Origin of the sequence: Acidovorax sp. Root267 (assembly GCF_001429215.1) — a bacterium.
GTDB lineage: Bacteria > Pseudomonadota > Gammaproteobacteria > Burkholderiales > Burkholderiaceae_C > Acidovorax > Acidovorax radicis.
Genome location: NZ_LMJC01000001.1, coordinates 601,751 through 622,885, shown reverse-complemented (window position 1 = coordinate 622,885; position 21,135 = coordinate 601,751). Strand labels below are relative to the sequence as shown.

Genomic DNA, 21,135 nt, shown 5'->3' with positions numbered 1-21,135 from the left:
ACCCATGTGCATCGGCAATTTGACGCGCCAAGGGGGCTCGCCGACACTGCGCTCGCCAGGCGGCCTTATGCAGGCGGCTTCATAACCACAACAAGACATTCCACGATTTCGCTCCATGCACCTTGCCCCCGAAGCCCCCACCGCAGCCGTCGTGGCCGCCGTGTCCGTCAACGACATGCGCGATCGCATCCGCCGAAAAAGCCGCCTCAAGGGCCGCCAGCCCGAAGACGCTGCGATGGCCGAAGTGGCGCAACTGCTGGGTCTGCGCCCGGCCGAAGGCTTTCGGCGCGACCTGCTGATTGAATTTCTGCACCGCCTGAACGACCACTTTGGCGTGCTGCACGACCGGCACTTGGTGGCGCTGGCCAAGCAGATGAATCTCCCCATGGCCGAGGTGTACGAGGTGGCCAGCTTCTACCACCACTTTGAGATCGTGCGCGGCGACGAAGCCCAAGCCCCGCGCCTGGTGCTGCGCGTGTGCGAGAGCCTGAGCTGTAGCTTGGCCGGTGCCAGCGAACTGTTGGCCGCGCTGACCGAACGCCTGCGCGCTGCAGGGCAGGCCGATGTGCAGGTGGTGGCCGTACCCTGCGTGGGCCGTTGCGAGCAGGCGCCCGTGGCCGTGGTGCACCAGTGCCCGGTGCCACACGCCACGGTGGACGCCGTGCTGGAAACGCTCAATTCAAAGCCAAATCGGGCTCTGGCGCTTCATCCACAAGCGCAAGTAGCTATTAATTTTGATATTGCAGCGCTGGCCGAGAACAGTGTGCCTGCGCAGCCGGACGGGGCCAGCCCCGCCCACACCGACCTCGCCGTCTATCGCGCCCATGGTGGTTATCAGACGGCGGCCGCGCTGGTCAATGGCGAGATGGATGCTGAAGCTGTGCTCGTAGCCATGGAAAACTCGGGCCTGCGCGGCCTGGGCGGCGCAGGATTTCCGGCCGGGCGCAAATGGAGGATTGTTCGGGATCAACCCGCCCCGCGCCTGATGGCGGTGAACATCGACGAGGGCGAGCCCGGCACCTTCAAGGACCGCACCTACCTCGAACGCGACCCGCACCGCTTTCTGGAAGGCGTGCTCATCGCCGCCCAGGTGGTGGGCACCGAGGCGGTCTACATCTACCTGCGCGACGAGTACCACGGCTGCCGCGCGCTGCTGCAAGCGGCGCTCGATGACCTGCACGCCCAGCCGCCGTGCCCGCTGCCCCACATCGAGCTGCGGCGCGGTGCGGGCGCGTACATCTGCGGCGAAGAGTCCGCCATGATCGAGAGCATCGAAGGCAAACGCGGCGAGCCCCGCATGCGCCCGCCCTACATCGCGCAGGTGGGCCTGTTCGGCCGGCCCACGCTGGAGCACAACTTCGAGACGCTGTACTGGGTGCGCGACATCGTCGAGCGCGGGCCCGAGTGGTTTGCCAGCTTCGGCCGGCACGGGCGCAAGGGGCTGCGCAGTTTCAGCGTCAGCGGGCGGGTCCGGCACCCGGGCGTCAAGCTCGCGCCTGCGGGCATCACGGTGCAGGAGCTCATCGCCGAATACTGCGGCGGCATGGCCGACGGCCACCAGCTCTACGCCTACCTGCCCGGCGGCGCGTCGGGCGGCATCCTGCCTGCCAGCCTGAACCACATTCCGCTCGACTTCGACACGCTGCAGCCCTACGGCTGCTTCGTCGGCTCGGCCGCGGTCATCGTGCTCAGCCAGCACGACCGGGCGCGCGATGCGGCGTTGAACGTGATGCGGTTCTTCGAACACGAAAGCTGCGGCCAGTGCACGCCCTGCCGGGTGGGCACGGCCAAGGCCGCGGCGTTGATGCACGCCCCACAGTGGGACGAAGAACTGCTGGACGACCTGGCCCAGGTGATGGGCGATGCGTCCATCTGCGGGCTGGGCCAGGCCGCGCCCAACCCCATCCGCTGCATCCACAAATATTTTGCGCACGAGGTGGGCGAGGCGCCCTGGCCGGGCGACTTGCCCCGGCCGCGCAGCAGCCCGCTCGCCGAACAACTGCCCGGAGGGCTGCAGCCATGAGCGCCGTGTCGACATCCACTGCGGTGCAGCCCGGCGTGGCCTTCGAGCTGGATGGCCAGCCCGTCACCGCCCACGCTGGCGAGACCATCCTCCAAGCCGCGCAGCGCCATGGCGTGGAGATCCCGCACCTGTGCTACACCGACGGCCTGCGCCCCGACGGCAACTGCCGCGCCTGCGTGGTCGAGATCGCGGGCGAGCGCACGCTGGCCCCCAGCTGCTGCCGCGCACCCACGCCCGGCATGAAGGTGCAGGCCACCAGCCCGCGCGCCCGCAAGAGCCAGCAGATGGTGGTGGAGATGCTGCTGTCCGACATGCCCGATGTCGGATACCGGTGGAACGACGAAAAGACGTGCACTCCTGATTTGATAGCTGCTAGCGCACGTCCATTCAGCGGTAGCAGCCATTTTGATGCAAAAAATGATGCCCCAGTGGGCCAGCATGGCGAGCTGAGCGCCTGGGCCGACCGCCTGGGCGTGTCGGTGCGCCCGGCCCTCCACGCCCTGCGCCGCGAGCAGCCCGCGCCCGACCTGAGCCACCCGGCCATGGCGGTGAACCTGGACGCCTGCATCCAGTGCAACCGCTGCGTGCGCGCCTGCCGCGAAGAACAGGTCAACGATGTGATCGGCTACGCGCTGCGCGGGGCAGATTCCAAGATCGTGTTCGACCTCGACGACCCCATGGCCGAGAGCACCTGCGTGGCCTGCGGCGAATGCGTGCAGGCCTGCCCCACAGGCGCGCTCAGCCCCAAGACGCACATCGGCCCGCAGGCGGTGGACCGCAAGGTCGATTCGGTCTGCCCGTTCTGCGGCGTGGGCTGCCTCATCACCTACAACGTGCGCGATGAAAAAATCATCAGCGTCGAGGGCCGCGACGGCCCGGCCAACCACGGCCGCCTGTGCGTGAAAGGGCGCTTCGGTTTCGACTACGCCCACCACCCCGACCGCCTGACGGTGCCGCTGATCCGCAAGAGTGGCGTGCTCAAGGAGGTGCGGCCCTACGGCGCCGACTGGCGCGATACCTTCCGCGAAGCGACCTGGGACGAGGCACTGGGCCTGGCCGCGGGCACCCTGAAAGACCTGCGCGACACCCATGGCCCCAAGGCGCTGGCGGGCTTCGGCTCGGCCAAGGGCAGCAACGAAGAGGCCTACCTGTTCCAGAAGCTGGTGCGCACCGGCTTTGGCAGCAACAACGTGGACCACTGCACGCGGCTGTGCCACGCGTCCAGCGTGGCCGCGCTGCTCGAAGGCGTGGGCTCCGGCGCGGTGAGCAACCCGGTGCACGACGTGGAGCATGCCGAGCTGATCTTCGTGATCGGCTCCAACCCCACGGCCAACCACCCGGTGGCCGCCACCTGGATGAAGAACGCCGCACAGCGCGGCGCGAAGATCGTGCTGGCCGACCCGCGCATCACCGACATCGGCCGCCACGCCTGGCGCACGCTGCAGTTCAAGGCCGACACCGACGTGGCCATGCTCAACGCGCTGATCCACACGGTGATCGACGAAGGCCTGGTGGATGACGCCTTCATCCGCGACCGCGCCAACAACTTCGAGGCCCTCAAGGCCAACGTGATGGGCTGCAGCCCCGAGGCCATGGCCCCGGTGTGCGCCATCCCGGCCGAGACGCTGCGCGAGGTGGCGCGGGCGTTCGCAAAAAGCAAAGCCTCGATGATTTTGTGGGGCATGGGTGTGAGCCAGCACGTGCACGGCACCGACAACGCACGCTGCCTGATCGCGCTGTGTGCCGTCACCGGCCAGATCGGCAAGCCCGGCTCGGGCCTGCACCCGCTGCGCGGCCAGAACAACGTGCAGGGCGCGAGCGACGCGGGGCTGATCCCCATGATGTTTCCCAACTACCAGCGCGTGGACAACGCGGGGGCGCATGCCTGGTTCGAGGACTTCTGGGGGACCCGGCTCGACGAGTCACCGGGCTACACCGTGGTCGAGATCATGCACAAGGCCCTGGCCGAAGACAGCGACCCGCACAAGGTGCGCGGCATGTACATCATGGGCGAGAACCCGGCCATGAGCGACCCCGACCTGAACCACGCGCGCCACGCGCTGGCCAGCCTGTCGCACCTGGTGGTGCAGGACATCTTCCTGACCGAGACCGCCTGGCTGGCCGACGTGGTGCTGCCCGCCAGCGCCTGGCCCGAAAAGACCGGCACCGCCAGCAACACCGACCGCATGGTGCAGATGGGCCGCCGCGCCCTGAACCCGCCGGGCGACGCGCAGCCGGACCTGTGGATCATCCAGCAGATCGCCGCGCGCATGGGGCTTGGCTGGAACTACGAAGGCGAAGAGTCCGGCGTGGCCGCTGTGTACGACGAAATGCGCCAGGCCATGCACGCCAGCATCGAGGGCATCACCTGGGAGCGCCTTGCGCGCGACTCCAGCGTGACCTACCCCTGCCTCACGCCTGACGACCCGGGCCAGCCCATCGTCTTCACCGAGAAATTCCCCACGCCCACGGGCCGCCTGCAACTGGTGCCCGCCAGCGTGATCCCGGCGGCCGAAAAGCCCGATGCCGACTACCCCCTGGTGCTCATCACCGGCCGGCAGCTGGAGCACTGGCACACGGGCAGCATGACGCGGCGCAGCACCGTGCTGGACGCCATCGAGCCCATGGCCACCGCGTCGCTGCATGGCGACGAACTGGCGCGGCTGGGCGTGGCGCCCGGTGCGCTGGTGGGCATCCGCTCGCGGCGCGGCATGGTGCAGGTGCGCGTGCGCCGCGACGACGGCACGCCGCGCGGCACCGTGTTCATGCCGTTTGCGTACGTGGAGGCAGCCGCCAACCTCCTCACCAACGCGGCGCTGGACCCGTTCGGCAAGATCCCCGAGTTCAAGTACTGCGCGGTGGCTGTGGAGGTGTTGCAGGGCACGGTCGGCGAAGTCGCCTGACGCTGCGTGATCTGCACGCTGGCTGCGGGGCTTTGCGGGCATTGCTGTCTGCGGGGGCCGCACAGGGGTACAGTCTGCGCCCATGACTGAGCGCCCCTACACCGACGTTGCCGTGATCATGCGCTGCGAGCACATCGACAACCGCTGGCAGCCCTGGCGGTGGTCGCTGGCCGAGGTGGTGATCAACGAGCCCGCCTTTGGCACCGAGCCGCGCCAGATCATCCAGGACGAGCGCGAGCAGCGCTGGCTGTTCCCGGGGTTCCGGGCAGAGCTGTACCGTGATGACGCCGAGGGCTACCACCTCAATCTCACCTCGCCCGCCCCCTGCTGGTTTGTGCTGTGGCGCCGCGACGAAGACCCCGGCACGGGCGAGATCCCGCTGGCACGCCCTGTGGCCGTGAGCCTGAGCTACCACGACGCGGGCCGCTGGCTGGACGCGCAGGAAACCGTGGAACAGGTGCCTGCGGCGCCTGAGGTGGTGGAGACCTTGCGCGCCTTTGTGGCCGAGCACTACCAGCCCGAGCCCAAGCGCCGCAAACGCCCTGACAGTTTCCGCACGCTGCAGGACCGGTTTGGCAACCCCGCATCCGTCTCCACCGAAAAGCAGCGTGGTGGTGGGGGGAGCGGCGGTGGCAATGCCGGAGGAGGGAGCCATGGCTGACGGGTTCCTGGGCCGCTGGTCGCGCCGCAAGCAGGAGGTGCGTGAAGGCAAGCCGGTGGAAGAGCCGCCACCACCGGCGCCGCCGTTGCCCCCACCTGTTGCTTCGTCGTCACTGGCCCCTGCATCCGCCGTGGTGTCCGGTGCATCCGACACGGCGGCAGAAGGCGCCGCGCCCGTCGCCGAGGCCCCGCCATCCCCCACGCTGGCCGATGCCCAGGCGCTCACGCCCGCATCTGATTTCAAGGCCTTTGTGGCCCGCGATGTGTCGCCCGAGGTGCGCAACCTGGCCATGAAAAAGCTGTTTGCCGATCCACACTTCAATGTGATGGATGGGCTGGATATCTACATCGGCGACTACACCCAGTCTGACCCGCTGCCCGAGGGCATGCTGCGCAAGATGGCCAGCGCCCACGCAATGGGCTTCTTTGACCATGCAAAGAAGGCCGAGGCCGAAGCATTGCCCGATGTGCCGGTCGATGGCACTGCTGTGGAAACAGGTGCCGACGTAGGGTCCGACGCAATAGCCCCTGCCCGTGCTCAGCCTCGGGATGATGCGGAGGGGCAAGCCCCCGCAGACGTGGCACAGTCCGGGGTATGCAACGCTATTCCTAGCGACCCCTCCAGCGAGCGTGAGGTGGCCATCCCGCCCGATGAGGTTGCGGTGGCCATCCCAGCCAGCCACTCTGAACATGACCACGACGCTCATCTGCGACTGCAACCAGACGATGCCCCTCAACGCCAAGGCGTTGGGCGCGGCGCTGCATGAAGACCTGACCCTCCACTCCACCCTGTGCCGGCGCGAGGCGGGCGCCTTCCAGAAGGCCATCCAGTCCGGTGACGATGTGGTGGTGGCCTGCACACAAGAGCAACGCCTGTTTGGCGACCTGGGCCAGCAGACCGAAGGCGCGGTATCTCCCATCCGGTTTGTGAACATCCGCGAAACCGGCGGCTGGAGCCGCGATGCCGCCCAGGCCAGCCCCAAGATCGCCGCGTTGCTGGCGGCCGCCCGGCTGCCCGACCCTCCGCCCGTACCCACGGTCACCTACAAGAGCACAGGCCGCTTGCTCATCATCGGACCGCTCGACCAGGCCGAGCAGGCTGCCGCCCTGGTGTCGGACGTGCTGGATGTGACCCTGTTCACCCAAGGCCCTGGCAATGCCGGTGGCGCGCAGGCGCGGCGGTTCCCGGTGCTGGGCGGGCGCATCACGGGCCTCACGGGCTGGCTGGGCGCGTTCGAGCTGCAGTGGAAGGCCGACAACCCGATTGATCTGGACCTGTGCACGCGCTGCAACGCCTGCGTGGCCGTCTGCCCTGAGAACGCCATTGGCCTTGATTACCAGATCGACATGGCTGCCTGTCAGTCGCACCGCGCCTGCGTGAAGGTCTGCCAGGTGGCCGGTGCCATCGACTTCACCCGCGACGCCATCGCACAGACCGAGCGCTTCGACCTGGTGCTGGACCTGCGCTCCCCGACTGCTACGCCTACTTTCTTGCAACACGCGCTGCCGCAGGGCTACCTGCGCTGGGACGGGCGGGACCTGGGCACGCTGCTCAAGTTGCGCGAGCTGGTGGGCGAGTTCGAGAAACCCAAGTTTTTTGTCTACAAACAAAAACTCTGCGCCCACAGCCGCAACGAAACCGTGGGCTGCAACGCCTGCGTGGACATCTGTTCGGCCGAGGCCATTGCCAGCGACAAGAGCCGCCAGCAAATCAAGGTGAACCCCAACCTGTGCGTGGGCTGCGGCGCCTGCACCACCGTGTGCCCCACGGGCGCGCTGACCTATGCCTACCCCAGTGCGACAGAGCAGGGCACCAAGCTCAAGACCTTGTTGTCCACTTACGCGGCCGCAGGCGGCAAGGACGCCGTGCTGCTGTTGCACAGCCAGGAGCGCGGCCAGGCACTGGTGGAAGAACTGGGCCGGGCTGCGCAACTGAAGCTGGCGCACGGCGTGCCAGCCCACGTGATCCCGGTGGCGCTGTGGCACACGGCCAGCACCGGGGTGGACCTGTGGCTCAGCGCCATCGCTTACGGTGCCTCGCAGGTGGTGGTGCTGACGACACAGGAAGAAGCACCGCAGTACCTCGATGGCCTGCAGGCGCAGATGGATGTGGCCCAGAGCCTCTTGCGCGGCCTGGGCTACACCGGCACGCATGTGCAACTGCTGCGCGCCACCCATCCCACCGAGCTGGATGCTGGATTGCAGGCCCTGGGCCAGACGCGCCAGAAGACTCCCGCCGTGGCCGCACGTTTTGCGGTGGCGCAAGAAAAGCGCAGCACGCTGGAGATGGCGCTCGACCACCTGATCGAACAGGCCCCGATGCCCGTGGCCGAGCGGCCCGAGGCCATTGCCTTGCCAGCTGTGGGATCGCCACTGGGCACCATTGAGGTCAACAAGGACCGCTGCACCCTGTGCCTGAGCTGCGTGAGCGCTTGCCCCGCCAGCGCGCTGCAGGACAACCCGCAACTGCCGCAGCTGCGCTTCATCGAGAAGAATTGCGTGCAGTGTGGCCTGTGTGCCGTCACCTGTCCGGAAGACGCGATCACCCTGCAACCCCGTTTGCTGTTGGCGCCGGAGCGCACTCAATTGCGTGTGCTCAACGAGGCCAAGCCCTGGGCCTGCGTGCGCTGCAGCAAGCCCTTTGGCACCGTCAAAGCCATCGAGGCCATGCTGGGCAAGCTGTCGGGCCATGCCATGTTCCAGGGCGAGGCGCTGGAACGGCTCAAGATGTGCAGCGACTGCCGCGTGATCGACCTGTATTCCTCCCAAAGCGAAACGAAAGTGACGGACCTGTGAGCGCCCAACCTGCTTCTTTGACATCCGCTGGCGGCAGCTCCGCGCTGGACGAGGAAACCGCTCGGGCCGAACTGTATGGCCTGCTGTCGCAGCTGTATTACGCCGCGCCCAGCACCGAGCTGTTGTCGGCTCTGCGTGTGGCCGTGACCGAGGCGCCCGCCGATGGCGCCTTTTTGCAGGAGCCCTGGCAAGTGCTGGTGGGTGCGGCCCGCGAACTGAGCGACAGCGCGATGGCGCAAGAGTTCGACCGCCTCTTTGGCGGGGTGGGCAAGCCCGAGGTGTTTTTGTACGGCTCGCATTACCTGAGCGGCTTCCTCAATGAGAAGCCATTGGCCCGCCTTCGCACCGACCTGGATCGGCTGGGATTGGCACGCGACGAGTCGATGTCCGAAACCGAGGACCACATCGCCTACTTGTGCGAAGTGATGCGTTACCTGATCGCCGGGGATGACGTCGCTGTCTGCAACCTGACGGCGCAGCGCGACTTTTTTGCAACGCATCTGCAGCCCTGGGTGCTGCTGCTGTGTGATGCCCTCGCGGCCCATCCGCAGGCGCAGTTTTATGCCGCGCTGGCCCAGTTCACGCGGGCCTTTGTATCGGTAGAAACCCAGGGCTTTGACATGCTCGACTAGCCTCCGGGAGGCCGGAAAAACCTGCCTGCGTTGCTATAAAAGATGAGTGCGTTAGTGGGAGGTGTAAAGCTCGATTGCAGGGTTTTACACACTGACATAGACTGTATGAATTCCGTTTCATAGCTGCCAGCCATTCTGGAGACAAGCATGCAGAACCGCCAGCCCAATTCCTCACGCCGGAGTTTCTTTTCCGGCGCCGCCACTGTAGGGGCTGCAGCAGCAGCCGTTGTGGCGCTTCCCCAGGTGATTCCCTCCGATGCCACGGTGTCAGAGCCTGCTCGTGTGGCACCTGAAAAGGGCGGTGGTTATCACCTGTCTGCCCACGTGAAGCAGTACTACAAAACCACCCAACTCTGACAGCGGGGCGCTCCATGTTGCTCACCAAGAAGTCCTCACACGCTGCGCAGGTCGCGTCGTCGTCTGCCTCTCCCTTTGTTCATAGCCTGCGCCGTGGCCTTTCGCAGGCCTTGCCCACCATGGACCGGCGCTCGTTCCTGCGCCGTTCCGGTCTGGGTGTGGGCGTGGGTATTGCCGCATCGCAGCTGACACTGGTCAAGAAATCCAATGCTGCCGAAGGCGCCAAGGTTGGCATCGGCGACAGCAAGATCGAAGTGCGCCGCACCATCTGCACCCACTGCTCGGTGGGCTGCGCGGTGGACGCAGTGGTCGAGAACGGCGTGTGGGTGCGGCAAGAGCCTGTGTTCGATTCGCCCATCAACCTGGGTGCACACTGCGCCAAGGGCGCGGCGCTGCGTGAACACGGCCACGGCGAGTATCGCCTGCGCTATCCCATGAAGCTCGTCAACGGAAAGTACGAGCGCATCAGCTGGGACACGGCGCTGAACGAGATCACCGCCAAGATGCAGGAACTGCGCAAGGCCAGTGGTCCGGACAGCGTGTACTTTGTGGGCTCGTCCAAGCACAACAACGAGCAGGCTTATCTGCTGCGCAAGTTTGTGAGCTTCTGGGGCACCAACAACTGCGACCACCAGGCGCGCATCTGCCACTCGACCACGGTGGCGGGTGTGGCCAACACATGGGGCTACGGCGCCATGACCAATTCGTACAACGACATGCAGAACAGCAAGGTCGCTTTGTACATTGGATCCAACGCGGCCGAGGCCCACCCCGTGAGCATGTTGCACATGCTGCATGCCAAGGAAACCGGCTGCAAGATGATCGTGGTGGACCCGCGCTTCACCCGTACGGCCGCCAAGGCCGACGAGTATGTGCGCATTCGTTCGGGCACCGACATTCCTTTCCTGTTCGGCCTGCTGTATCACATCTTCAAGAACGGCTGGGAAGACAAGAAGTACATCAACGACCGCGTCTATGGCATGGACAAGGTGCGCGAGGATGTGCTGGCCAAGTGGTCGCCCGACAAGGTGGAAGAAGCCTGTGGCGTCAAGGAAGACCAGATGTTCAAGGTCGCCAAGATGCTGCACGACAACAACCCCGGCACCATCGTGTGGTGCATGGGCCAGACGCAGCACACCATTGGCAATGCCATGGTGCGTGCCTCGTGTATCTTGCAGCTGGCCCTGGGCAATGTGGGCAAGACGGGGGGCGGCACCAACATCTTCCGTGGGCACGACAACGTGCAGGGCGCCACCGACGTGGGCCCCAATCCAGACTCGCTGCCCGGCTACTACGGCCTGGCCGAGGGCTCATGGAAGCACTTCGCGGCGGTGTGGGGTGTGGACTTCGAGTGGATCAAAAAACAATACGCATCGCCCGCGATGATGACCAAGAGCGGCATCACCGTGTCGCGCTGGATCGACGGCGTGATGGAGAACAACGAACTCATCGACCAGGACTCCAACCTGCGTGGCGTGTTCTTCTGGGGGCACGCGCCCAATTCGCAGACGCGCGGCCTGGAGATGAAGCGGGCCATGGACAAGCTTGATCTGCTGGTGGTGGTGGACCCATATCCTTCGGCCACCGCCGCCATGGCGGCCATGCCCGGCAAGGCCGAAGACCTGAATCCCAACCGTGCGGTGTACCTGCTGCCAGCCGCCACACAGTTTGAAACCAGTGGTTCGTGCACGGCATCCAACCGGTCGCTGCAGTGGCGCGAGAAGGTGATCGAGCCGCTGTGGGAGAGCCGCTCCGATCACATGATCATGCACCAGTTCGCCGAAAAGCTGGGCTTTGCCGCCGAGCTCTCCAAGAACTACAAGATGCAGAAGGTCAAGGGCATGGACGAGCCCGTGCCCGAGGACATCCTGCGCGAGATCAACAAGAGCGTGTGGACCATCGGCTACACCGGCCAGAGCCCTGAGCGCCTGAAGGCCCACATGAAGAACATGCACCTGTTCGACGTGAAGACCTTGAAGGCCAAGGGCGGTAAGGACAAGGACACGGGCTACGACTTCACCGGCGACTATTTCGGCCTGCCCTGGCCCTGCTACGGCACGCCTGAGCTCAAGCACCCCGGCTCGGCCAACCTGTATGACACCTCCAAGCACGTGATGGACGGCGGTGGCAACTTCCGCGCCAACTTCGGCGTGGAGAAGGATGGCCAGAATCTGCTGGCAGAAGACGGATCGCACTCGCTCGGCGCTGAAATCACCACCGGTTACCCCGAGTTCGACCATGTGTTGCTCAAGAAGCTCGGCTGGTGGGATGACCTCAGCGATGCGGAGAAGGCCAAGGCCGAAGGCAAGAACTGGAAGACCGACCCCACGGGCGCGATCATCCGCGTGGCCATGAAGCATGGCTGTCACCCCTTTGGCAATGCCAAGGCGCGGGCCGTGGTGTGGAACTTCCCCGATGCCATTCCCCAGCATCGCGAGCCGCTGTATGGCACCCGGCCCGACCTGGTCGCCAAGTACCCCACACACGACGACAAGAAGGCCTTCTGGCGTCTGCCCACGCTCTACAAGAGCGTGCAGGACAAGAACGTGGCCGACAAGGCGTACGAAAAATTCCCGCTGATCCTCAGCTCGGGCCGTCTGGTCGAGTACGAAGGCGGTGGCGAGGAAACCCGCTCCAACCCCTGGCTGGCCGAACTGCAGCAGGAATCGTTTGTCGAGATCAATCCCAAGACGGCTGCCGATCGGGGCATTCGCAACGGCGAACGCGTGTGGCTGAGTTCGCCCACCGGTGCCCGCATCAATGTGCAGGCGCTGGTGACCGAGCGCGTGGCACCCGATACGGTGTGGATGCCGTTCCACTTCTCGGGCCGTTGGCAGGGCGCGGACATGCTGGCTTACTACCCCAAGGGCGCAGCGCCTGTGGTGCGTGGCGAGGCGGTGAACACCGCAACGACGTATGGCTACGACAGCGTGACCATGATGCAAGAAACCAAGACCACGATCTGCAACGTGGAACGTGCTTGATCGCGCGGCGCAAGGAGACATCCCCATGGCACGAATGAAATTCATCTGCGACGCAGAGCGCTGCATCGAATGCAACGGCTGCGTGACCGCCTGCAAGAACGAGCACGAGGTGCCGTGGGGCGTGAACCGCCGCCGCGTGGTCACGCTCAACGACGGTGTGCCCGGCGAAAAATCCATCTCGGTGGCCTGCATGCACTGCAGCGATGCGCCCTGCATGGCCGTGTGCCCCGTCAACTGCTTCTACCGCACCGAAGAGGGCGTGGTGCTGCACGACAAGGATGTGTGTATTGGTTGCGGTTACTGCAGCTACGCCTGCCCGTTCGGCGCTCCGCAGTTTCCATCGCAAGGCACCTTCGGTGTACGCGGCAAGATGGACAAATGCACCTTCTGCGCGGGTGGCCCTGAAGCCCATGGCAGCCAGGCTGAGTTTGACAAATACGGCCGCAACCGTTTGGCCGAGGGCAAGCTGCCCGCCTGCGCAGAGATGTGCTCCACCAAGGCGCTGCTGGCCGGTGATGGCGATGTGGTGGCAGATATCTTCCGCAACCGTGTGGTGCAGCGTGGCAAGGGCGCCGAGGTGTGGGGCTGGGGGACGGCCTATGGTTCGCAGCAGGCAGGCCAGCCTGCAGGAGGCAAGTCATGACAAAGCGTCTTGTTCATTCGGCCCTGGCCGCCGCTGTGGCTCTGGTGGCGCTGACCGCCTGTGGCGAAAAGCCGCAGACCGGTGCGGGCATCCGCGGTGACGCTGCTCCCTATGCGGGCACGGGCAGCAATTTCATGCAGCCCGGCTGGAAGGCCGGGGACAAAGCCGGTTGGGAAGCGCAGCTCAAGGCGCGTCAGCAGTACGGCCAGAACGAATACACCCGCACGCAGTCCAAGTGAGGCCCGCCATGAAACACATCATGTGGTCCCTGGCTTTGGCGGCGGGGTGTGCCTGGGGGCCTGCGGGTGCCCAGGCTCCGGCAGCGCCGGATGCCGCCTCGCCTGCAGTTGCTGCACCAGTCGCCCCAGCGGCAGCCGGTGGCGGTGGCATCCAGAGCCAGAACATCTTTGAGGTCAAGCCGGACGCCAGCGCGGACCCCAAATACGCCGAGCAGACCAATGGCGAGCGCGCCAAGGTGCAGCCGGGCAACAACGCGCCCATGTGGCGCCAGGTGGGGCAGGGCGTCACGGGCTACAGCAGCCTGCCCAAGAGCCAGGCCCCCGAGGCAGGCAACCTGATCCAGCCTTTCGTGCAATACCCCGGCTCACGCTTCACCAACGCAGGCGAGGCATGGCGCCAGGTGCGCAACCACTGGATCATTCCTTATGGTGCGGCCTTGTTTGCCATCGTCTTGCTGGCACTGGGCATCTTCTACTTCATCAAAGGCCCGATGGGGCACGAACATCCCGATGGCGCAGGCACCCGTCGCATCGAACGTTTCACGCCGTTCGAGCGTGCGGCGCATTGGTCCAATGCCTTTGCGTTCATTGCGCTGGCCCTCTCTGGCATCGTCATGGCATTTGGCAAGTTCTTCCTGCTGCCCATCATGGGGGCCACGCTCTTTGGCTGGCTTACCTATGCGCTCAAGAACGTGCACAACTTCATGGGTCCGCTGTTTGCCGTGTCCCTGCTGGTGATCATCCTCACCTTCGTCAAGGACAACATCGCCAACCGCGCGGACTTTGTGTGGCTGTCCAAGGGCGGCGGCATGCTGGGTGGTGACCACCAGGTTCCCTCCCATCGCTTCAATGCGGGCGAGAAGGGCCTGTTCTGGTGGGGCATCACCATCCCGGGCATCTTTGTGGTGGCCACGGGCCTCGTGCTCGACAAGCTCATCCCTGGCTTTGGTGACGTGCGCGGCGACATGCAGATCGCCCACATGATCCATGCCACCCTGGCGATATGGATGATGGCGCTGATCTGTGGCCACATCTACATGGGCACGGTGGGCATGCGCGGTGCCTACAAGGCCATGAGGACGGGTTATGTGAGTGAAGGGTGGGCCAAGGAGCACCACGAGCTTTGGTACGACGATGTCCAGGCGGGCAAGATTCCTCGCCAGCGCAGTGCCAACCCACCGGCAGCCGATGCTGCAGCAACACCATCTGCGGGCCAGCCCGCGCAGGTATGAGGTTTCGCACCATGACCCAATTTTCTCGCTCTTCCTTGCTGGGGCTGTGCGCGGCCAGCGTCTGTACCCTGGCCTCGGCCAAGTTGCCCGCACCGTCACCAGAAGCGGCAGCGAAGGCCGCAGAGACCGCCGCCAAAGCCGCCTGGGCTGGCAAGGTCGACAACTACAAGCTGTGCCTGTCGCAAGACCGCGTGGCGGCCCACTACCGCAAAACCACGCCAGCGGCCAAGCCCGCAGCGGCGGCAGGTGCTGCCTGCACCGACCCCGGCCCCTTCGCCTACACGCCGCCCGCGGCCAAGCCCATTGAAGCGGCGGGCGCCCATTCGCCACCGGGCACGGCCAGCAGCCCGCCCAGCACGCTGACGCCTGCCGCAGCCGCGTCAGCGCCCAAGTCCTGAGGGCCACCGTTGCCTGGCTGCTGAACGCCGCGCCCACCGAGTGGAGCGCGGCTTTTTTGTGTGGGCGTGACTTGCGCCAGACAGGGCTCAAGCAAACAGCTTGCCCCAAGGCGAGGTGGCTGTTGCAACCTCATTTGCGTCAGTGCTGGTGGGTTGTGGCACCCGTGCCGCAATCCATTCAGATCCCCCATGCTCGTCCCTGGCGGCCTGTACTGCGTATATTCGCTCCATGCTCCCCCCTTCACCTTCTGTCTTCCCCGTTGCACCTGTGCTGCCACGCCTGACGCAGGCGCATGCGCCCCTTACCCACAGTGTGGAGGTCGTCAACGAGTTGGGCGAGCGGGAGCAGGTGCAGATCCCCGCCGAGCGGCCCCTGACCATCTATGTTGACAAGCGTGAGCTCGTCACGCTCATGACCCTGGGTGCTCAACCCGAACTGCTGGTGCTGGGCTACCTGCGCAACCAGCGGCTGGTAGAGTCTGTATTCGACATCGAATCCATCACCGTCGATTGGGAGGTGCACGCCGCTGCCGTGCGCACGCGCCACGGCATCGCCCGCATTGAAGAGCGCACTGCGAGCAAGGTGGTGACCACCGGCTGCGGCCAAGGCAGTGTGTTTGGCGGGCTCATGGACGAGGTGGATCGCATTACCCTGCCCGAGGCACGCCTGACACAGGGCGAGCTTTACGGCATCGTGAACGCCATCCGCCTCAAGGAAACCACCTACAAATCCGCAGGCTCCGTGCACGGTTGCGCCTTGTTCCGGGGCGAGGTGCTGCTGACCTTTGTGGAAGACGTGGGGCGCCACAACGCCATCGACACCATTGCCGGGTGGATGTGGATGAATACAGATGGCCTCCACGTGGCTGAAGATGTTTCCTCGGTGCTGCCGGGTGGCACGCCTGCAGAAAATGCCTCTTTGGAGAACCTGCACGCGCCGATGTCCGGTGCAGACAAGGTGTTCTACACCACGGGCCGGCTCACCAGCGAAATGGTCATCAAATCTGCGCAGATGGGTGTCCCCATCGTGGTGTCCCGCAGCGGTATGACCCAGATGGGGCACGCCGTGGCGCAGCAACTGGGCCTGTGCGCTATCGGGCGCGCCACCAATCGGCGGTTTGTCTGCTACAGCGGTACGGATCGGTTGGTGCTGCAGCCGGAATTGGCGCAGCCGCCGGTGGTGCCTGTGGCTAAGGGGGCTGCTGCCTCTTGAGGCTGGGAGGAGCGAGTGGCAGGGAAGCTCGGTACGGATTGGGGAAATGAAGGCCTTCCAAACTACCGCTTGCATACCTCGCTCCGAAGTCAAAAAGCTGACTCAGGTCGCAAATCCCAGCCAGAGGCTCTGCAGGAACGGCTGTATCCACCGCAGGTGGCCTCCTCTTCTACGCATTTATGCTCGGGGAGTTGAATGGCCCACTTTGTCTCGCTGTTAAGACCCAGGCCGCACATGGAAGCAAGCCGTGGCCGAGGCCTAGTTCCTCTTTCCTTCTTCAATGGGACGTGCCGCAAGCGTCCCACCCCTTACGTCGAACGTTGAGCCGCACATGGACATCCAAGACACGCAAGCGCAAAACACCTATGTCGAGGCGGTCGTATCTGAGGCCCAGGCAGTGGTTTGCTCCGCACACATTCCCGGCTTTGAGACGGAGTTCGCACGTCGCTTTGCCACCTGGAGAGCGGCGAACGCCGCTTCTCTCGCTCGTGGCAAGGACGTGATGGAGCGAGCAGTGGCAGGTGGGCCGGACGTTCAGCGCTTTGCGTCAATGAACGCCCAAGTGTTGGACTCGTTGCCGCCGGATGACCGGCAGCGCCGCTGCGACGAGTTGCTGGCGCAGTACTTGGAGACGAACCGTTCGTGAGTGTGTGGGCTAATTCCAGTATGGAGGGACCACTTTTTCGTGTCGTCGCCTGTAGCTCCTGGCCCACAGAAGCCTCTCCCTCAATGGCATGATCCCCCCATGAAAGACCTGAACGCCAAGAGCGCCTGGGCCGACACCCTGCCAAGCCAGTGGGGGACCGAGCCCGCCAAGATTGAAATCCCGCTGGGCGAACAGCCACCAGCGCCTTCGTCGGACACGGCTTCCCCCATGGCCCCGGCTCCTACCCGGCTATCCCTGTGGGGCTGGATGCAAGAGGGCGTGCGGGCTGGATTGTTTCTGCCGCTGCGCACGGGCGCTGCCACGCCTTCGCCTTGGCAGGTGCTGGTGCTGTCGCTGCTGGGTGGCGCATTGCTGGTGGGGGCTGCGCGGTTTCAGGTGGCGGGGCCTGCACAGTTCAATCTGCGGGGCTGGCTGGCACCGATGTGGAGCAGCCTGGTGCTGATGTGGCTGGCCTGGTGGGCCATGGCCCCGGCACAGCGCGCAGCTGCGGCAACGGAGGCGCCCTCGGCAAGTACCCCGGGGCCTTCGGGCGGGTTGGCGGCTTGGTATGTGCTGTCGGCGTGGGCGCCGCTGGCGCCCCTGTTGCTGTTGTATGCCTTGATGGGGGCCGTGGCGCACAAGCCTGCCCTGTGGGATGGGGCGGTGGCTGGCAATATTTTCTGGGTGGCCTATGGCTTGCTCACGCTGTGGGTGCTGGCTGTGCTGGTGGTGGTGAGTGCACGCTTCATTCGCTCGGGGTTGCGCACGGCCATCTTTTCGGTGGCGATGGCGGCCGTGATCGGGGTCGGCATGTGGCAGTTCCAGGACCAGCCCTGGGAGCTCGATGCCCAGGCCCTGGCCGGTGCGTCCGCCCAGGCGGGCGAAGGGGCGCAGGCACCACAGGAACCCGCACACCTTGTGCTGTCCCAGGCGGTCTTTGAAAACCAGCAGGCGCTGTGGGAGCGCCAGGTGAAGGCCCTGCCCGCCGGCCGCGATGGCGTGGTGGATGTCTATGGGCTCGTGTTCGCGCCTTACGCCAGCGAAAATGTGTTTCGACGCGAAAGCACCATGGTCAGTACGCTGCTGCAAGAGCGTTTTGACGCCCAGGGCCGCGTGATCCACCTGCTCAATCATGCCGAAACCGCAGACACCCACGCCTGGGCCACGCCGCAGAACCTGCAGCGCGCCATCGCCGCGCTGGCCCAGCGCATGGACCGCGATAGCGATGTGCTGGTGATCTACATGACCTCCCACGGCGCGCGCAACCATGAGCTGGCGGCCTCGCACTGGCCGCTGGAAGTGCCTCCGGTCACGCCCGAAATGCTGCGCACCATGCTGGACGAGGCGGGCATCCGCCACCGTGTGATTGCCGTGTCGGCCTGTTTTTCGGGCGGCTGGATCGAGCCCCTGGCCACCGACAGCAGCCTCATCATGACCGCCGCCGATGCCACGCACACCTCGTACGGTTGCGGCACGCGCTCCGAACTCACCTTTTTTGGCCGGGCAGTGTTCCACGAGCAGCTGCGCCAGACGCATTCGTTCACCGATGCCTTCGCCAAGGCCGTTCCCGTGATTGCGCAGCGCGAGGTAGAGGCCGGCAAGGAGGACGGCTTCTCCAACCCGCAGATCCATGTGGGCGCACAGATTGTGCCGGTGCTGCGGGCGCTGGAGCAGCGGCTGGCAGCCACCACGGTGGACGGGGAAGCTTCGGGCGCGCGGGGTGCCAAGCAACCCTGAGCCAAACACCCCACAGGCAGCCAGCCCGTTGACTTTGCGCTAAGGTCCATGCCATGAATCTGTCTTTTCTACGCTTGGGCTGGCGCACGCTGGCCCGTGACCTGCGCGCGGGCGAGTTGCGGCTGCTGATCGTGGCCGTGACGCTGGCAGTGGCTGCACTCACCTCGGTCGGCTTTTTTGCCGACCGCTTGCAGGGTGGCCTGCAGCGCGATGCATTGCAGCTGCTGGGTGGTGACGCCGTGGTGGCCAGCGACAACCCCACGCCCCCCGTGTTTGTCGAGCGTGCCAAGGCCTTGGGCCTGCAGACAGTGACCACCGTGGGCTTCCCGACGATGGGCCGTGCGAGTGACGCCCAGGGCGGCGCCAGCAAGCTGGTGGCGCTCAAAAGCGTGCCGCCGGGCTACCCGTTGCGCGGCAGCCTGAAGGTGGCAGACGCACCCGGTGCGCTCGACCAGCCCACCCGTGACATCCCGGCGCGGGGCGAAGTGTGGGTGGATGCCCCCCTGCTTGAATCGTTGAACCTGGCCATGGGCGACATGCTGCTGCTGGGCGATTCGCAGCTGCGCATTGCACGCATCATCGTCATCGAGCCCGACCGGGGCGCCGGTTTCATGAGCTTTGCCCCGCGTGTGATGGTCAACGATGCCGACCTGCCCGCCACGGGCCTGGTCCAGCCCGCCAGCCGCCTGACCTACCGCTTTGCCGTCATCGGATCGGTCCCCGCCGTCAAGGCGTTCAGCGAATGGGCCGTTGCCGAATCCAAGAAACCGGAGGTGCACGGCGTGCGCGTGGAGTCACTCGAAAGTGGCCGCCCCGAAATGCGCCAGACGCTGGACCGCGCGCAGAAATTCCTGAGCCTGGTGGCCCTGCTGGCCGCGCTGCTGTCGGCGGTGGCCGTGGCCCTGGCCGCGCGCGGCTTTGCGGCCGAGCACCTGGATGCCTCGGCCATGCTGCGGGTGCTGGGCCAAAGCCAGCGCACCATCGCGGGCGCCTACACCGCCGAATTTGCGATGGTGGGCCTGTTCGCCAGTTCCCTGGGGGTGGCGCTGGGCTATCTGGTGCACTACGCCTTTGTGCTGCTGCTGGCGGGCCTGGTCGAGTCGGCCCTGCCGCCGCCCAGCCTGTGGCCCGTGGCGTTTGGGCTGGGCATGGGGCTCACGCTGCTGTTCGCCTTTGGCCTGCCGCCCGTGCTGCAGCTGGCCCAGGTGCCGCCGCTGCGCGTCATCCGGCGCGACGTGGGCGGGCTCAAGCCCGCATCGCTGGCGGTGCTGGGCATCGGCATTGCCGGGTTTGCGGCCCTGCTGCTCACGGTGAGCAGCGACATCACGCTGGGGCTGATCGCCGTGGGCGGTTTTGCCGGCGCGGTGGCCCTGTTTGCGGGGCTGTCGTGGGTGGCGGTGAAGCTGCTGCGCAAGAGCGTGAACGAGGCCACCGCCCCGCGCTGGCTGGTGCTGGCCACGCGGCAGATTTCTGCGCGCCCGGCCTATGCCGTGGTGCAGGTGAGCAGCCTGGCTGTGGGCTTGCTGGCACTGGTGCTGCTGGTGCTGCTGCGCACCGACCTGGTGGACAGCTGGCGCAAGGCGACCCCGCCCGATGCGCCCAACCGCTTTGTGATCAACGTAATGCCCGATCAGGCAGACGCCTTCCAGCAGGCCCTGCAGGTCGGCGGTGTCGCGAAGTACGACTGGTACCCCATGATCCGTGGCCGCCTGCTGGCCGTGAACGGCAAGCCCGTGGGCCCCGACAACTACACCGACGACCGCGCCAAGCGCCTGGTGGACCGCGAATTCAACCTCTCCAATGCCGTGGAGGCGCCGCCCCACAACCAGGTGGTTGCCGGTGCATGGACGCCGGGCGAAGAAGGCGCCATCAGCGTCGAAGAGGGCATTGCAGAAACCCTGGGCCTGAAAATGAGCGACCGCCTGCTGTTCGACATGGGCGGCGTCCAGAACGAGGCGCGCATCACCAGCCTGCGCAAGGTGGACTGGGGCTCCATGCGGGCCAACTTCTTCGTGATGTACCCCGTGGCCACCGTCAAGGACGTGCCCGTGACCTACCTGGCCGCCTACCGCGCGCCCGAGACCAATGGCTTTGACAACGGGCTGGTGCGCCAGTTTCCCAACATCACCAACGTGGACATGGGCGCCACCATTGCCCAGGTGCAGCGCGTGCTGGAGCAGGTGATCCGCGCGGTGGAGTTCCTGTTTGCCTTTACCCTGGCCGCTGGTTTGGTGGTGCTGTTTGCCGCTGTGACGGCCACGCGCGAAGAGCGCGCCCGCGAATACGCCATCATGCGCGCCGTGGGCGCCCGCGCCAGCCTGCTGCGGCAGGTGCAGCGCGCCGAGCTGATGGGCGTGGGCCTGCTGGCGGGTTTCCTGGCCAGCGCCGTGGCGGTGGGTGTGGGCTGGGCGCTGGCGCGCTTCGTTTTTGACTTCACCTGGACGGCCGCCCCGTGGGTGCCCCTGGCGGGCGCCGTGGCTGGGGCGGTGCTGGCGCTGGCCGCCGGCTGGTGGGGCCTGCGCGAGGTGCTGCTGCGCCCGGTGGTGGACACGCTGCGTCGTGCTGCAGAGTAGTTTGCTGCTATTTTTATAGCTATTGACGCTTGTATATCAAGCGCCAGAGCCTTGTTTGATTCATTTTTTTCGACCCGCACGGGCCGTTCCATCCCGGGT

The 21,135-nt window shown here is 65.8% G+C and carries 16 protein-coding genes; all 16 read left to right on the top strand.

The genetic code is table 11. The features are described from left to right. Positions 1-115: 115 nt before the first annotated feature. The 16 genes from ASE39_RS02705 to ASE39_RS02630 all read left to right on the top strand — a co-directional run bounded on the left by ASE39_RS02705 (position 116) and on the right by ASE39_RS02630 (position 21,036). Positions 116-2,023, top strand: coding sequence for an NAD(P)H-dependent oxidoreductase subunit E (locus ASE39_RS02705; RefSeq protein ID WP_057270095.1), 1,908 nt, complete (start codon positions 116-118; stop codon positions 2,021-2,023). Next, positions 2,020-4,926, top strand: a complete 2,907-nt coding sequence (gene fdhF, locus ASE39_RS02700) for a formate dehydrogenase subunit alpha (RefSeq protein ID WP_057270094.1) — start codon at positions 2,020-2,022, stop codon at positions 4,924-4,926. The genes ASE39_RS02705 and fdhF overlap by 4 nt, the downstream gene beginning before the upstream one ends. Positions 4,927-5,008: 82 nt before the next feature. Continuing rightward, on the top strand, positions 5,009-5,587 hold the full coding sequence (locus ASE39_RS02695) for a DUF3305 domain-containing protein (RefSeq protein ID WP_055402839.1): 579 nt from the start codon (positions 5,009-5,011) through the stop codon (positions 5,585-5,587). After that, a complete protein-coding gene (locus ASE39_RS02690) occupies positions 5,580-6,353 on the top strand; it encodes a DUF3306 domain-containing protein (RefSeq protein WP_057270093.1) in 774 nt (257 codons plus the stop codon). The genes ASE39_RS02695 and ASE39_RS02690 overlap by 8 nt, the downstream gene beginning before the upstream one ends. Next, positions 6,313-8,382, top strand: a complete 2,070-nt coding sequence (locus ASE39_RS02685) for a 4Fe-4S binding protein (protein ID WP_057270092.1) — start codon at positions 6,313-6,315, stop codon at positions 8,380-8,382. Before ASE39_RS02690 ends, ASE39_RS02685 begins: the two co-directional genes overlap by 41 nt. Then, on the top strand, positions 8,379-9,014 hold the full coding sequence (locus tag ASE39_RS02680) for a molecular chaperone TorD family protein (protein WP_010463282.1): 636 nt from the start codon (positions 8,379-8,381) through the stop codon (positions 9,012-9,014). The genes ASE39_RS02685 and ASE39_RS02680 overlap by 4 nt, the downstream gene beginning before the upstream one ends. Before the next feature lie 147 nt (positions 9,015-9,161). Continuing rightward, a complete protein-coding gene (locus ASE39_RS02675; RefSeq protein WP_010463284.1) occupies positions 9,162-9,371 on the top strand; it encodes a formate dehydrogenase in 210 nt (69 codons plus the stop codon). A 14-nt stretch (positions 9,372-9,385) separates the two neighbouring features. After that, positions 9,386-12,355: a formate dehydrogenase subunit alpha gene (locus ASE39_RS02670; RefSeq protein WP_057270091.1), complete on the top strand. Its 2,970-nt coding sequence runs from the start codon at positions 9,386-9,388 to the stop codon at positions 12,353-12,355. Between the two features lie 25 nt (positions 12,356-12,380). After that, entirely contained in the window at positions 12,381-12,998 is a 618-nt protein-coding gene (fdh3B, locus tag ASE39_RS02665) for a formate dehydrogenase FDH3 subunit beta (protein WP_010463288.1), read from the top strand. Next, on the top strand, positions 12,995-13,237 hold the full coding sequence (locus tag ASE39_RS02660) for a hypothetical protein (RefSeq protein WP_010463289.1): 243 nt from the start codon (positions 12,995-12,997) through the stop codon (positions 13,235-13,237). The genes fdh3B and ASE39_RS02660 overlap by 4 nt, the downstream gene beginning before the upstream one ends. Positions 13,238-13,245: 8 nt before the next feature. Beyond that, positions 13,246-14,469: a formate dehydrogenase subunit gamma gene (locus ASE39_RS02655; RefSeq protein ID WP_057270090.1), complete on the top strand. Its 1,224-nt coding sequence runs from the start codon at positions 13,246-13,248 to the stop codon at positions 14,467-14,469. Positions 14,470-14,480: 11 nt separating this feature from the next. Continuing rightward, positions 14,481-14,867: a hypothetical protein gene (locus tag ASE39_RS02650; protein WP_057270089.1), complete on the top strand. Its 387-nt coding sequence runs from the start codon at positions 14,481-14,483 to the stop codon at positions 14,865-14,867. 229 nt (positions 14,868-15,096) lie between these two features. Further along, positions 15,097-16,080 carry a formate dehydrogenase accessory sulfurtransferase FdhD gene (locus ASE39_RS02645; RefSeq protein ID WP_057270088.1) on the top strand — a complete coding sequence of 328 codons (984 nt, stop codon included), beginning with the start codon at positions 15,097-15,099 and terminating at the stop codon, positions 16,078-16,080. 331 nt (positions 16,081-16,411) lie between these two features. Further along, the gene (locus ASE39_RS02640) at positions 16,412-16,726 is read left to right on the top strand and encodes a hypothetical protein (RefSeq protein ID WP_140426661.1); all 315 of its coding nucleotides are present in this window, start codon (positions 16,412-16,414) and stop codon (positions 16,724-16,726) included. Positions 16,727-16,825: 99 nt separating this feature from the next. Next, positions 16,826-18,463 carry a C13 family peptidase gene (locus ASE39_RS02635; RefSeq protein ID WP_057270086.1) on the top strand — a complete coding sequence of 546 codons (1,638 nt, stop codon included), beginning with the start codon at positions 16,826-16,828 and terminating at the stop codon, positions 18,461-18,463. A gap of 53 nt (positions 18,464-18,516) precedes the next feature. Further along, a complete protein-coding gene (locus ASE39_RS02630; protein ID WP_057270085.1) occupies positions 18,517-21,036 on the top strand; it encodes an FtsX-like permease family protein in 2,520 nt (839 codons plus the stop codon). Positions 21,037-21,135: the final 99 nt, after the last annotated feature.